Annotated in this window: 12 protein-coding genes; 1 reads left to right on the top strand and 11 read right to left on the bottom strand. The window is 57.9% G+C overall.

Annotation, left to right across the window (positions count from 1 at the left end; translation table 11 throughout):
- Nucleotides 1-36: 36 nt before the first annotated feature.
- From HMPREF2928_RS08990 to HMPREF2928_RS06330, 4 genes are all read right to left on the bottom strand, one after another.
- A complete protein-coding gene (locus HMPREF2928_RS08990; RefSeq protein WP_083311392.1) occupies nt 37-993 on the bottom strand; it encodes a BsuBI/PstI family type II restriction endonuclease in 957 nt (318 codons plus the stop codon).
- The gene (locus tag HMPREF2928_RS08985; protein WP_210399874.1) at nt 990-2,399 is read right to left on the bottom strand and encodes an Eco57I restriction-modification methylase domain-containing protein; all 1,410 of its coding nucleotides are present in this window, start codon (nt 2,397-2,399) and stop codon (nt 990-992) included. The genes HMPREF2928_RS08990 and HMPREF2928_RS08985 overlap by 4 nt, the downstream gene beginning before the upstream one ends.
- Before the next feature lie 224 nt (nt 2,400-2,623).
- Complete coding sequence (lepA, locus tag HMPREF2928_RS06335) at nt 2,624-4,465, bottom strand: translation elongation factor 4 (protein WP_371440523.1); 1,842 nt, start codon at nt 4,463-4,465, stop codon at nt 2,624-2,626.
- Nucleotides 4,466-4,561: 96 nt separating this feature from the next.
- Nucleotides 4,562-5,584, bottom strand: a complete 1,023-nt coding sequence (locus tag HMPREF2928_RS06330) for a PAC2 family protein (protein WP_070676389.1) — start codon at nt 5,582-5,584, stop codon at nt 4,562-4,564.
- 347 nt (nt 5,585-5,931) lie between these two features.
- Here HMPREF2928_RS06330 and HMPREF2928_RS06325 point away from each other — a divergent pair, with 347 nt between their 5' ends.
- Nucleotides 5,932-6,516, top strand: coding sequence for a hypothetical protein (locus HMPREF2928_RS06325; protein ID WP_141754956.1), 585 nt, complete (start codon nt 5,932-5,934; stop codon nt 6,514-6,516).
- 267 nt (nt 6,517-6,783) lie between these two features.
- Here the strand turns inward: HMPREF2928_RS06325 and rpsT are convergent, their stop codons facing one another.
- The 7 genes from rpsT to yvcK all read right to left on the bottom strand — a co-directional run bounded on the left by rpsT (nt 6,784) and on the right by yvcK (nt 14,634).
- A complete protein-coding gene (gene rpsT / locus HMPREF2928_RS06320) occupies nt 6,784-7,047 on the bottom strand; it encodes a 30S ribosomal protein S20 (protein WP_005505969.1) in 264 nt (87 codons plus the stop codon).
- Between the two features lie 261 nt (nt 7,048-7,308).
- A complete protein-coding gene (locus tag HMPREF2928_RS06315) occupies nt 7,309-7,956 on the bottom strand; it encodes a type II toxin-antitoxin system PemK/MazF family toxin (RefSeq protein WP_070687758.1) in 648 nt (215 codons plus the stop codon).
- A gap of 15 nt (nt 7,957-7,971) precedes the next feature.
- Nucleotides 7,972-9,006 (bottom strand): DNA polymerase III subunit delta, encoded by a 1,035-nt coding sequence (gene holA, locus HMPREF2928_RS06310; protein ID WP_070687756.1) that lies wholly within the window; start codon nt 9,004-9,006, stop codon nt 7,972-7,974.
- Between the two features lie 168 nt (nt 9,007-9,174).
- On the bottom strand, nt 9,175-11,118 hold the full coding sequence (locus tag HMPREF2928_RS06305; RefSeq protein WP_246823575.1) for a ComEC/Rec2 family competence protein: 1,944 nt from the start codon (nt 11,116-11,118) through the stop codon (nt 9,175-9,177).
- 77 nt (nt 11,119-11,195) lie between these two features.
- Entirely contained in the window at nt 11,196-12,311 is a 1,116-nt protein-coding gene (locus tag HMPREF2928_RS06300; protein WP_070687753.1) for a ComEA family DNA-binding protein, read from the bottom strand.
- Between the two features lie 221 nt (nt 12,312-12,532).
- Nucleotides 12,533-13,498 (bottom strand): DNA-binding protein WhiA, encoded by a 966-nt coding sequence (whiA, locus tag HMPREF2928_RS06295; protein ID WP_005505961.1) that lies wholly within the window; start codon nt 13,496-13,498, stop codon nt 12,533-12,535.
- A gap of 83 nt (nt 13,499-13,581) precedes the next feature.
- Nucleotides 13,582-14,634, bottom strand: a complete 1,053-nt coding sequence (gene yvcK / locus HMPREF2928_RS06290; RefSeq protein ID WP_012903503.1) for a gluconeogenesis factor YvcK family protein — start codon at nt 14,632-14,634, stop codon at nt 13,582-13,584.
- Nucleotides 14,635-14,640 lie beyond the last annotated feature (6 nt).

Genomic DNA, 14,640 nt, shown 5'->3' with positions numbered 1-14,640 from the left:
GGCGGTACACGAGGCACCAGCCGGGTTCTCATATGTCTAACTTTCGTAGGGCCCCATAAATCGTGAGCCATTGAAATGAATCATATGAGTCGGGTCGCTCTCCAGCCAGACTTCTGTCTCCCAAGCAATATCCATTAGGTGAGAGCGGAGTACTTGTCGGTTCGGGAAACAGGAAACATACACGATTCCAACTTTCGAACCTTTAAAAAGTGATTCCAAATCTTTCTTACGGAGAGGATTTACTGGACCATGAGTTGTTACTGCTTCCATTAAAAAGAGCCAGTTTTTATCCTTCTGATACACAACCAAGTCAGGCATCTTTCCGTGCATATCAAGATTAATACCAAGAGAGGAAAGTAGCTCTTCGTTATAATTTGATGTTTTACTATCCGCGTCACCTATATACAGAACCTGGCCCCCTGGCGCAAAACGAGGACAAAATTCCTCAACCATAGATTTAATTAATTTATTTTGACCGCCGGGGTTAATGTATGCAATTTCATTCGAGGGCATACGAACCGGAATCTTGTGTATTTTACGCTCTTCACGTTGCAATTCCACTAGGCTTGGAGCATATGCTAGATATTCTTCAAGAGCAATACGAAATTCACTAGAAGTATCATCATTGCTTCCTGAATACATGCGAATCACACTTAGCGCATTGGGGCTAACCCTATATACATTTTTTGATGAATTAGTCGGGCGATCCGGATCATCATCATTGTGTTCGCAAAAAGCTGCTGCTACAAACTGATGAAGAACCTCTCTGCGTATAGTCTCCCTGGAGTTTTCTGCAATTGGGAAATCAAGATTATTTCTCATCCAATCCATTAGACCACGCACTCCGATTCGATTATTTGTTGCTTGATCCCAGGTATCTCCTTCACGGAGGTTCAACAGCGACAGAAGAGTCCTTGCTGCCATATCGTTAGTTCGTTTTTCATCAAACTCAAAGAGTTTCAAAAGTCTTTTAGCTTCTTCATGTATGCTCATACGGCTTTCTCCTTCTTAATCTGTAAGGATTCGATATTATCTGAAAGAATCTCAGAAATGTCCTGAGTCGGTTGTTTTGAATGGGCAAGTTTTCGCAAAGAACTTATTGAGGGAAATGGGAGTTGACGCAAATCTCCAGCATTTACCTGGGTATGCCCACTGAAAATGCGAAAATAATCGTCTACTTGGGCTGAATTTAGCCAACGCTCAATTCCTATAGCGACATCCTTTTCAAGACCTGAGCCATTATTGTGAATATAGTTCACCTTATTATCTATTGCGAACAAGTTATTTGCATGGTACAAGGCTGCGCTTATGCGACGCTTCTCTTCTTTCGCAGAGAAACGCTTCACAAGGACATACCAGCCTGGTGAAATAACATTTTTTGCCGTATTTGGATGGAACCCATCAACCCACTGTTCTTTCTTACAAGATTCAAGAGGATGGATTACTTGTCCATTAAATATATGGGAAGCATGAATGAGAGGTAGAGAACCGACGAGTTGATTCTCAAGAAGAATCTCACGAGAGCGGAAACCCACCACTTTACCTGTCGAAACATTCAGATTCAAAGAGGATAACGTTTCCTTGGCATGGGACATTCGCTCAATAATCTCCCCGTCATAATCTGTATTGGGGACAAAGATAAAATCACCAGTTACAACTTGAGTGTACGGAACCGAACGCGTAGAGACTATTCCCTTATGGTCATGCGATACACTTAGCTGCACATGAGATTTTGCTACTCCCTTATACATACCAGTGATAACTGTTTCTTGGAGTACTCCAGACTCTCCAAAAACAGAAGAACGGGACTCAAAACTATGAATAGAATCAATACTAGATTCTTTGAGTAAATCTTGGCGAAAAGCAGTGTAGTAGGTTCCATTCATCCATGAACGCGGAGTAATGGACACCTGATAGCCACCATCCTTCAAAAGGCGCTCACCTAGGGACATGAAGGCAGCATACATATTGGGCACATTGCACCCATGCGAGCGTAGAATTTGAGCTACTTCTGACTTACTTGCAATCTTAAAATACGGTGGATTCTGAATAACATAGTCAAACAGGCTCTGACCTTGCAAAGCCCATTCAATAAAATCTTGATTAACGTATTCAAGATGCACCCCTGGGCGAGAACAATCTTTCAGAGTATTCTTCAACGCAGGAATGAGCTCAGAATCTTTTTCTACAGCAATAATCTCAAGATTGGTTTCTGGAGATTCTCGTGTGAATCGGTCCATAACTGCTGCTGTCAATATGCCAGATCCTGCGCCAGGGTCTAGGATACGAACTTTATTAGAAGTTGGAAGAGGCAACATCTGCGCCATCATCTGCGCGACTGCGAGCGGGGTAAAAAACTGACCTTGGTCGCTTTGGCTCTTCTCATCGAGAGCGCTCATAGCCTGCTGTCGTCGTATCTCAGCGCGTTCCACAAATTCCATACTTCAAGGGTAACTGCACCCCTGATGTGTGCCAAGTTAGTTCGTCATCTCAGGAATGTCCTACGCAAATTGATGTGTTTTCTAAGCTAGACAGCAGAGAACCCGGCGGTACACGAGGCACCAGCCGGGTTCTCCACAATCAACAGGTCAGCACACAGCCGGAAAAGCTACAGCAGCGAAGGCTACTTCTTCTTTTCCTTCTCCTCGCCCGAAGACAGTGCCGCAATGAAGGCTTCCTGAGGAACCTCCACACGACCGACCATCTTCATGCGCTTCTTGCCTTCCTTCTGCTTCTCCAGCAGCTTACGCTTACGCGAAATATCGCCACCGTAACACTTGGACAGAACGTCCTTACGCATCGCACGAATATTCTCGCGGGCAATAATACGCGAACCGATAGCCGCCTGAATCGGCACCTCAAACTGCTGGCGAGGAATCAGCTCACGCAGCTTAGAAGTCATCATCAGGCCGTACGAGTACGCCTTATCGCGGTGAGTAATGGCACTGAACGCATCCACCTTCTCACCCTGCAGCAGGATGTCGACCTTCACCAGGTCAGCCTCTTCCTCACCGTCGAACTTCCAGTCCAGCGACGCATAACCGCGGGTACGGGACTTCAACTGATCGAAGAAGTCGAACACAATCTCCGCCAGGGGCAGGCGGTAACGCATCTCCACACGATCCTCGGACAGGTAATCCATGCCGCCAATCTGGCCGCGGCGAGCCTGGCACAGCTCCATAATCGCACCAATGTACTCGCTCGGGGCAATAATCGTACACGCCACCATGGGCTCGCGAATCGTCGCGACCTTACCCTCGGGGAATTCGCTCGGGTTGGTCACACGCTTAGCGTTACCGGTCTCGTCCACCACGTCGTAAATAACGTTCGGCGCGGTCGAAATCAGGTCCAGGTTGAACTCGCGTTCCAGGCGCTCACGCACAATCTCCAGGTGCAGCAGACCCAGGAAGCCACAGCGGAAACCGAAGCCCAGAGCGGCAGAAGTCTCCGGCTCGTAAATCAGTGCGGCATCGTTAAGCTTCAGCTTATCCAGCGCGTCACGCAGCGCCGGGTAGTCCGAACCATCAATCGGGAACAGGCCAGAGAACACCATCGGCTTGGGGTCCTCGTAACCGCCCAGGGACTCCTGCGCAGGCTTCGCGGCGGAGGTGACGGTATCACCCACACGGGACTGACGGACGTCCTTCACACCGGTAATGAGGTAACCCACCTCGCCCACGCCCAGGCCCTTCGACGGGACAGGCTCAGGGGAAATCACGCCGATTTCGAGCAGGTCATGCTCAGCGCCGGTGGACATCATCTTAATCTTCTGACGCGGCTGCAGGCTACCGTCCACAACACGCACGTAGGTGACCACGCCGCGGTACGAGTCGTACACCGAGTCAAAAATCATGGCACGGGCCGGGGCGGAGGCGTCACCCTGCGGGGCGGGAATCGCCTCTACAATACGGTCCAGCAGAGCCTCAACACCCTCACCGGTCTTACCCGATACGCGCAGAACCTCGTCCGGCTCGCAACCAATCAGGTTCGCCAGCTCCTCAGCGTACTTATCGGGCTGAGCCGCGGGAAGGTCAATCTTATTCAGCACCGGGATGATGGTCAGGTCGTTCTCCATCGCCAGGTACAGGTTCGCCAGGGTCTGAGCCTCAATACCCTGGGCGGCGTCCACGAGCAGAAGCGCACCCTCACACGCAGCCAGGGAGCGGGACACCTCATAGGTGAAGTCCACGTGGCCGGGGGTGTCAATCATGTTCAGCGCGTAGGAGGTACCGTCAACATCCCAAGGCATGCGCACAGCCTGAGACTTAATGGTGATACCGCGTTCACGCTCAATGTCCATGCGGTCCAGGTACTGCGCCTTCATATCGCGCGGGGCAACCACGCCGGTGGCCTGCAGCATACGGTCTGCGAGGGTGGACTTACCGTGGTCAATGTGGGCGATAATGCAGAAGTTGCGAATAATCGCGGGGTCGGTCGCCGCCGGAACGGGCGGGTTCTTCGACATGGGTGCCAATCACATCATCCTTTCGAGATGCTGGCTGCGGGTATGGGCATAGTTACCTATCATTTTCCCATACCCGCGCCATATGTGCGAACGGACCTAACGTTCCGAAGAATCCTCCGCGGAATCCGCACCATCATCGGCAGGGTTTACGCCCTCGGAGGCGCCGCTGAGGGAATCCAGGTAGCCCTCAATATCCTCGGCAATCACCTCGCCGGAGACAGTGCGCAGAGTCGAATCCATCTTCTGCTCAATCTCACGCACCAGCTCAACCTTCTCGTAGTCCTTCGCCATTTCTTCGGCGAGCTCCGCCTCCCACTCATCAGCGTGGGCGCGCAGGCGGTCGTACTCCTCCGACTCGACCTTAATGCCGAGGATGACCTCCAGCGCCTCGATCAGGCTCACAACCGCGCGCGGGTTCTGCTGATCAAAGCTCAAATACCCCGGGATGCTCATGCGCAGCATGACCGAGGAGGACAGGCCGTGCTCGGCGGCGAGCGCAGACATCGCCATCGTCACCGAGGTAGAACCGGTGAAGTACTCGTGCAGAATACCGGGGATAGCCGCCAGCTTCTCGTCGTAAGTGGTCAGCGTGTACGGGTACGGGCGGGTGTGCGCCACCTGATCCTCAAAGGTCTCAACGAAGATCGCGTGGTCCACGTGGAGTTTCTTCACGTACTTGAAGAAGCGGGTCATGAACCGCCGCAGGCACAGGCTGGGAGCGGGTCCGGTCACCACGAGCAGGCGCAGGCGGCGCTCCGGGATGGTGACCATGTTGTAGAACATCTTGGGCCACACCAGAACCGTGGATTCGGAGTCGTCGCTGTTCTGCAGCTGCGGGGCGACGGAAGCATAGTCGTAGAAGTCGTCCATGTCGAAGCCGGGGCTCTCATCGCACGGGTCGAACGCGCGGTGAATCACGTCGAGGGCGTCCTCACCGTTGCCCGGGGGTTCCTTCGCGGAGTTGAAGCCGACCAGCATGACGGTCGTGTAGTTGTCCTCCTCGGAGGATTCGCTCAGGCGCAGCTTGCCGAGTAGTCCCTTCTTCGCGGGCTGTTCGGTGGAGGCGGGCTTGGCGAAAGCGTCAAAGAGTCGGGCGGGAGGGAAGTTCGGCTGGCTCATCGTTGTCCTTAGCTCGTGGTCGGTTCACCGGGTACATGGGGGGGTGTATGGAAAGTTGCCGGTGAACTGTCGGTGGTTGTGTAGTGTGTATCGGCGGTGCTCGCTCCCCCGCGCCATATATATGGTGCGGGCGGTGTGCGGTACCGCCGATAGTTCCCACTATACGGGCTCTTCCGCGACCCGCAAGCGGTTTCGTCACCGGGCGGGTGCTTGTATAGGATTGGGCATAAAAATTCAGTAACGAGTCACCAGATGCAAACAGATTACTCACCCGCAGTTGCGTTTAGCCTTTCACATGTTGCAGCGTGTCCTGTCATAGTGAAGTGTGACTGGTTATGATGACTGGTATGGATTCACAATTTATAGCAAATCTTATTTCTGGCATATCAGCACTTGCTACCGTCGTTGCGGCCATTTATACAAGGCGGCAGGCTATTGGTTCTAAGGAAGCGAAGGCAAAAGCAGAGGAATCACACAAGGCAGCTCTAGATATGCGTGATGCGGCTCAGCGTTCTGCAAAGGCTGCAGAAGAACAGGCTAACCAGGCTGAGCTGGCACGTAAAGCTGCAGAGGAACGAGCCCAACAAGCTGAAAAGTCACTCAAGCAGATGCAACAGATTGTCGCTGAACAGCAGAGCCAATCCCAGTCGCAGTCTAAGATTGCGGCTAACCTATGGCGCCCTAAATTTCAGCTAACTCATGTCCGAGAAATGCGGTACAAACTACAAAACATCAGCGAGCATTCTTTAGATGTGCTTAAAGTTGTAAACCAGAATGAATTTTTCCGGTGCGATGATATCAACCAGCAGTTTAATCCAGGCGAATCACTCGACATTCTTCTAGGTGGTGCGGGGGAGATTCCCTTACCTTCAAATTTAATTCTTCAGGTCGCGGGTCGGAATGAACCTATCCACGTTCAGATTCCTGCGTAAATCCAGCTAAGCAGGTTAAAGCCGGTAATTGCATATAACCGCAATAGAGACGGTATCTGCTTAAACGTATATCTGGCTCGTTAGGGCTCTGAGGAGGTCTGGGACGCAGCTAATTTTGGTCACGATTTACTCACGATTTTGAAGCAAGGAAGCACCCACAATAAACGATTCGGGTATAAAGAAACCCCCTACGTTCCCCTTAGAGGAGGGGGAACACAGGGGGTCTCTGCCCTTAAACCAGAGAGGTACTTAGGTACCTCGCAAGTTTTAGAAAGCCTTGTTTACCAGCGCAGCAAGACCGGACTTCTTGTTTGCAGCGGTCTTCTTGTGCAGAACACCCTTGGAAACAGCCTTGTCCAGCTTACGGTTCACAAAACGCAGAGCCTCAACAGCAGCTTCCTGGTTCTGTGCCTCAACAGCAGCCTTGACCTTGCGGGTCGCGGTCTTCAGCTCGGACTTTACAATGTTGTTGCGCAGGCGAGCCTTCTCGTTGGTGAGGATACGCTTCTTCTGAGACTTAATGTTAGCCACAATTAAACTTTCTGTTTTGTCTTATTGGTCGGTGAGGGCGACGCTGGCCGATCATCGACTGAGCGGCGTGGGGATGCCTATGGCAACCGGCCAGCAGTGCCCGATGACCATCGGACACTCAACCACACATAATACCAGATGAACAGCCTCCACGACAGACCCCCGCGGAGAGAAAAATACTGTGAAAACCGCTACAGGCAGCCTCCACATCCGGCGCAGATAATCGGCACCGGTCGCCGGTGAAACTACCGGCACAGGGCGTTAGCCGTTATGGCGAGTCCACGCACGCTCAATCAGGCGGAACGTATCCTCCGGCATAATCGCACCCTCACGGCGCATCGCATCCGGGCGAACACGAATCACACGATTCAGCTTCACCTCAGAAGCGCGGCCCTGCGGATCCCACGGACCCGAACCAATATCAAGGTAGTTCGGGTCAGCGTGCTCACGGTTATTGTGGTCCTTGCTGGTCATCATCAGCGCCAGCAGGTACTCACCGTCACGACCCACCAGAAGCACCGGGCGGTCCTTACCCTGCGAGTGGTCCTCCTCGAAGGGAACCCACGTCCACACGATTTCACCCGGGTCAGCGTCGCCGTCCAGGGAGGGCGAGTACTCAAAGTTGATCATGTCGCGGTAATCGCCCGGGTAATCCGAACCGTCGGATGCGCCGGTCGAAGCCGGTGCGGAAGGCTTCGGTGCCGAGGAAGACTTCGGGGCGCTCGGCTTGGGCGCCGAAGAGCCGGAGGTACGAGCCTCACCCTGACGAGATTCGCCCTTGTGGGACTCGCTCTTCTGGGAGGACTCGGAGCCGCCCTTAGACGCAGTAGCGTCGTTGAGGGCATCCTCTGCCGCCTTCTGCAGGAAGGGCAGCAGGGCAAAGAAAATTTTCTTCAGAATTTCGAGCATGGGCTCTATTATGCACTACAGGCGCGGAGGTAGAGCAATCGCCAAAACAGCCTGCTCCACCGCATACACAGCGTCCTGCGACTCGCCCTTCAGCTGGGCGTCCGCATCAGCCAGAAGCTGCACAATATGCGCCAACTGGGCGCCGGTAAAACGGCGGCCGTCACGCTGAGCCTGCTCAACCTGCCACGGTGACATACCCACCTCACGCGCCAGCTCGTTAGCGCTCATGCGCACGTGGTGCACGCGCGCAATATTGCGGAGACGCATGGCGAGCGCACCCAGCATCGGAATCGGCTCCGTGCCGGTGGCAAGGGAGTGGCGGAGCAGACGCAGAGCCTCCGGGGCGTTACCGGAAATCGCGGCGTCGCTCACACGGAATGCGGTGACTTCGGTGCGGCCGCCGTAGTAGCGGTTCACCGCCTCTTCGGTGATGTCACCGGGTACGTCAGAGAGCAGCTGCTGGCATGCGGCGGCAAGCTCAGCAGTGTCGGAGGCGGCAGCCGTCAACAACGCCAGAGCCCCGCCGGTAATCGGGCGCTGAGCTGCTGCGAACTCCCCCGCCAAGAACTCGCTCTTCTCGCGGTCGGTCTTGAGCGCCTTGCAGTTAATGAGCACGAACTGGGAGCGCACCAGGTCGATGAGCTTCTTGCCGCGGTTACCGCCCGAGTGGTTCAGAATGAGCATGATGTCCGGCTCGGGGGCGTTCAGGTAGGCGAGCGTATCGGTCAAAAACTCGTCGCTCATGGAGGCGAGGTTCTCAACCTCAATGATTTTCGCCGAACCGAATAGGGAGGGCGAAGCGTGCAGGATCAGCTCCCCCGCCGTGTAGGTGGCGGCGTTAATCTGAACGCGGTCCACCTCCGGGTGGATGCTGCGGAACAGCTCACGCAGGCGTGCCGCGGCACGGGAGGCGAAGTACTCCTCTGGGCCGTAGAGCATGACGGCGGGTGCCGGGGTGACGGTACGCCACGCGGTGTCGAGGGCGGGGCCGCCTCGGCGGGCGTAGCCTCGGGAACCACCACGCTGGGTTGAACGCTTACGCTCGGACACGCTTATCACTCGCCTTTATCTGCAGGGTACGGGCTGAACTCGACCCCGCTGCGCACGGGGTGCTGCGCGGGTAGAGTCTCGAGTATCCATCATAGCGTTTTCTTCTCAGATGCCTCCTAGCGTTGGTTAGGGTTAGTCGGTCAGGGTTAGATGCCCGCAGTTAGTCGGTTAGGAACGGGCGTGCCGGTGGGAGGGCGCGGTGCGCGGTACCACCCGCAAATACTGCCGGTGCGTGACCGCACGGTAGCGGCGCGCATCCACCCACCACAGGGCTACGCTCAACGCCAGCACGCAGAGGGCGCTACACACCACCGCAGGGAGGCTCGAACCGGGCTCCCACGGGTTACCCGGCGCGTGCGCGGCAGTGTGTGCCGCCCACTCGATACCCTGCGCGGCAAGGCCACCGGCACGAAGACACAGATCCGCCAGAGCGGGCAGACCCAGAAGTATGAATCCGAGCGCAACCAACCCGGCGAGCATACTCAGCGGCGACAAAGGAGCGGCAATCAGATTCGCCGGAACCGAGTAGAGCGGCACTTTACCGCTCATCGCCAAAATCAGCGGAGTGCACCATAAGGACGCCACAATCGGCGCGGCGAGCATTTCCGCGCAGAACACCGGCATGACGCGCATGAGCAGACGAATCAGCGGAGGACCCAGCAGAATCAACGCGGAGGTTGCCGTCACCGACAGAGCGAACCCCATATCCACGGCGAGGTGCGGGGCGGCAAGCAGACACATCAGTACCGTTGTCTGCAGTGCCGCCAAGGACTGGCGACCCGAGCCACGCAGCATCGCGTAAGCACCGAGCAGACCCATGGCGAGGGAACGAATCACGGAACCCTCAGAGTCCAGCAGCATGGCGTAGGCGAGTACCGCCGCAACCCCGCACAGCGCCATGACGCGGTGCGGAATGGCGAGGGTGCTCAGCCGGTGCACGAGCGGCGGCAGGACGTGGGCATTTGGCGGGGTAGGTTGTTGAGGCTGGGCGGGGCGGCGAGAATGAGCCGTGCCTCTCCCCCGCAACCGCTGCATCCAGGAATGGAACAGCAGGTATGCGCTGGCGAAACGGTACGGGCGAACCGCCAACACCAGCCGGTACGCACCCAAAAACACAATGGCAATATTCGCCCCGGACACAGCCGTAATATGGCTGAGCCCGCTGAGCTTATACTCCTCCCGCGCGGTGGAACTCATCAGCGAATCATCCCCGTAGGCGGTGCCCAAAACCAGTGCCGCCGACTCCGTGCCGAGGGTGTCCAGGGCGCGGGTGCGCAACTGCTCCTTGAGCGTGGACAGATACGGCTCCTCCGCCGTCTGGTCGGTAGCGTTCGACCCGGCACCGGAGGCGGGCGCAGGAAAAATAGTTGCGCCGCTCAGCTTCGCCGTGGAACCGTTGAACTCCACGGTGCCGAGGGCGGTCACCTTCATGCCAGGATAGATTGTCTGCGAGCGCGCGGTACCGCTCCCCTGCTGCTGAGCAGCCGAGCTCGCCGCTGAACTTACCTCTAGACGCTGCGCGGCGCTCTTTACCGAACCATCACGCCGGTACACGCGCACCCGCTCATTCACCAGCGCACGCACGCTCCGCCCCTGAATTTCCTCCAGCTTAATAACCACCAGAGTAGTGCGCGGATCCACGCGGCGAACCTGCTCCACCGTGCCATTCAGACGAAGCGAAGCACCCTGCGCCTGCTGCAGCGTGGCGCGGGATGCATCCACCCCCGTAGCGCACAAAAGCACCGCCTGAACCGTGACAATACACGCCAGAAAAACCAGCTGACCGGTCGTGCGAAAGAGCAGGCTGTAGGGCATCACCGCACGCGGCGGAAAGAAGAGCAGAATCGCCAGGCACCCCAGCAGGGCAATGAGCACACACGCCAGCGGATGCACCACCCGCCACGTGCCCACGGTCAGCGCCACCGCGGTAAACGCCCACAGCGCCAGCACCGTGAAACTCAGGCGAAGGTCCAGGTGAATGAGGCTTCCCTGGGCGCGTAGCTCCTGCTCGTCGCGGCGGGTACGCCACCGTTCAGCGCCGATGCTCCAGCGGTAGCGGGCGCGTTCATACGCCGTAGCTGCGGAACGGGTGAGGCGCCGGGTGAGGCGCAAGGAACCGGGAAAGAGCTTCCGCTCCCCTGCGTGCTGGCGGTTCTGCCGTCGGTTCTGCAAGCGATTCGGCCTGCGCATTAGACCGTCACCAGCGGGCGCAAATTCTCCAGCATCGACGGACCAATGCCGGGCACCGCATCCAGCTCATCTACGCTACGGAAACCGCCGTGCGCCTCACGCCAGGCAATAATGCGCTGAGCCATTGCCGGACCAATACGCGGCAGGGTCTGCAGCTCCTCAGCGGTGGCGGTGTTAATGTTCACCGGGGTTGAGCCCTTCTGCGCGCTGCCTGCAGGAGTTAGCGTGCGTGCAGGCTGAGGCTGAGTGCCACCCTGCGAAGCGCCGTTCTGCGATGCACCATTCGCCGCGTTACCCTGACCCGCATTCGCCGTGCCACCGTTGGGCTGAATCTGCGCCGGAGCAGCCGTCTCGCCACGATGCGGCACATAAATCTGCACCCCGTCACTGAGCGCACCGGCAAGGTTCACGCGGTCCAGGTCAGCATCCGCTGCGGCACCGGAGGCGGCGGCAATCGCATCCACGGCACGCCCCTGCGCGGGCAGCGTGTACACGCCGGGGTTGTTCACGGCACCCGCCACGTGCACCCGCACGGTAGCCTCACCGGAGGCGCCACCCTGCGCAGATTCACTCGGCTGAGCGGTGGACTGGGCACCTGGGCTCTGCTGGGCGCCCACCGCCTGCACCGACTCGGCGGAAGCGCTCGGGGAGGCGACCTGCTCGGCACGCGGCGCCGCCGAAAACTGGGTCACACCCCACACCACGGCAACCAACGCCAAAACCGCCACCAGAAGCAGCACGCGCGGCGACAAGCCCCAACGGGTACTGCGGGTGGTGCCCGGCTGATCCGCCTGCTCCCACTCCGCCCAGTCGTCCACCTCGTTCCAATCAGGCTGCTGATCCCAGTCAGCCCAACCATTCGACTCCGGGCGGGATGCCGCAGGCTCGGCAGGTGTTTCTTCGGCAGGCGCCTCCGCGGGCGTTACCTCATCGGCAATAGCCAGCGGCACGGTGTCTTCGGCATCCGGCGTACCGTTCTTGCGGGCGCGGGGGCTGCGGTAGAGGCTGTTCATCAGGGAACGGGCGCTACGCTGCGCGCCGCCCTGCTGGGCTGCACTATCCTGCACAGGGCTCTGTACAGCGTTCTGGTCGGGGTTGGGGGTCATGCTCGTCATACCCCTACCCTAGGCTCACGCGCGCGAACGCACGAGCGCACGCAAAGAACCTGTGGATAACTCCCCTCGCACAAGGCGAAAGGGGCCATCCACAGGCTCATTTTTGAAAAATATGCGGTTTTTGTTCAAAAACAGCGGGTTATGGTTTGTCACAAAACCGTCACAAACACCCCAGCCACACGAGCTTCCCGCACCGTTTAAGAGCAGAATCTAGCCCTCGCTTAGTCCTCACGCGGCAACTCAGTACCCGGAACGCCCAGCTCCGAAGCACGCTTATCAGCCATCACCAGCAGGCGACGAATACGGCCCGCAATCGCGTCCTTCGTCATCGGCGGATCAGCCAGACGACCCAGCTCATCCAACGACGCATGCTTATGCAACACACGCAGCTCACCGGCATAGCGCAGGTGATCCGGCGCCTCATGACCCAGAATCTGCAGGGCACGTTCCACGCGGGCGCTCGCCGCAACAGCCGCCTGAGCGCTACGGCGCAGGTTCGCATCATCAAAATTCGCCAGGCGGTTCGCGGTCGCACGAACCTCCTTGCGGGTGCGCGCCTCACGCCACGTGGTCAGGGTGCCGGTCGCGCCCATACGCTCCAGCAGCTGCGAAATGGTCTCGCCGTCACGCACCACCACACGGTCGGTACCGCGCACCTCGCGTGCCTTCGCAATAATGTCCAGGCGACGAGCCGCACCCACCAGCGCGAGCGCAGCCTCCGGACCGGGGCAGGTAATTTCCAGGGAGGAGGAGCGACCCGGCTCAGTCAGCGAACCGTGCGCCAAGAACGCACCGCGCATGACCGCCTCGGCGTCCTGCAGGGAGCCGTTCACCACAGCCGGCGGCAGACCACGCACCGGGCGGCCACGCAAATCCAGCAGACCGGTCTGGCGAGCCAGCGCCTCACCGCCGTGATCCACACGCACAATGTAGCGGCCGCCTCGACGCAGGCCACCACCGCTGACGCTGGTCAGCTCAGAGTCGTGGCCGTAAATCTCCGCGATGGTGCGGCGCATGCGGTGGGCGGTTGCTTCGTGGTCGACCTCAGACTCCACCACGATTCGCCCCGAGACAATGTGCAGGCCTCCGGTAAAACGCAGAATCGTAGAGATTTCTGCCTTACGAGCAGAGACTTTCGTTGCCTCGTAGTTGGCGAGTTCGTCCTTGACGAGCGTGGTTAATGCCATGAACAGGTCCTTCTGGGCGTAGTGTCTAAGAGTCTATAACTTCGGGAAATGGGCACACCAAAATAGCAGCCGCAACGGTGATTCTAGGAGCTCAGCTCAAACGCTTCGTTATACGCAGCCGCAAGCTTCAGCGGGTCGTGCACATTCGGCTGGGAGCTCGAACGCAGATGCGCCCACACAACCTTCGCACCCATCGCAGAAGCCTCACGCTCCAGCTCGGAACGGTGATCAGCCTGCATGTCAGCGTCAGCAATCACCGCGTCAAGGTGAAGCTTCGGGGCGTACTGGCGCAACAAATCCAAGTGCGTTGCCGGGGTGAAGCCGACCGTCTCCTTATCGTCGGAGAGGTTCATGACCACGCAGCGGCGCGCCTCCGTGCGGATAATCGCCTCACGCTGAGCATCCAACAGCAGATGCGGCAGAACCGACGTACGCCACGAACCCGGACCCAAAACAATCCAGTCGGACTCCTCAATAGCGGAGAGCGCCTCCGGGCAGGGGCGAGCATTTTCAGGGGTCAGACCAATATCGTGAACGCGTTCCTCCTTCGAGAGGTTCACCTGGCCGACCACCTTCACGCGCTCAATACCGCCACCGTTATGCTCACGCAGCACGGTGCCGTAAATGACCATCGGATCCAGCGCCATCGGCAGCACGCGGCCGCGCGCATTCAGTAGCGCACCCGCCCAGTCCAGACCCGCAACCGGGTCATCCAGCAGCTGCCAGAGAGTCGCAATCAGCAGGTTACCGAGAGCATGGTAATCCAGCGGGAACTCGCCCTCGTAACCCTCGGGCGCGCTAAAACGATGCTGCATCACATCACGCCACGTGCGACCCCAATCGGTGTCATCACAGAGCGCAGAAAGCGCCATACGCAAATCACCCGGAGGAAGAATACCCATCTCCTCACGCAAACGACCCGACGAACCGCCATCGTCAGCAACCGTCACAACAGCCGTCAAATCAGGCGTGACGTGGCGCAACGCAGACAGGGAACCATACAGCCCGTGACCGCCGCCCATCGCCGTGACCTTCGGCGAACGGTGCGTGGTCTTCAACAGGCGCAACGCCTGAGTCGGCAGAGCCGGCAGGCGCGGAATACCCTGAGTGTCATAACTGGTCGAATGGGTGGACATAGTAAT

It is taken from the genome of Rothia sp. HMSC072B04 (assembly GCF_001813725.1).
GTDB lineage: Bacteria > Actinomycetota > Actinomycetes > Actinomycetales > Micrococcaceae > Rothia > Rothia mucilaginosa.
Note: the sequence above shows the minus strand (reverse complement) of the source record. Positions and strands in the feature narration are given on the sequence as shown.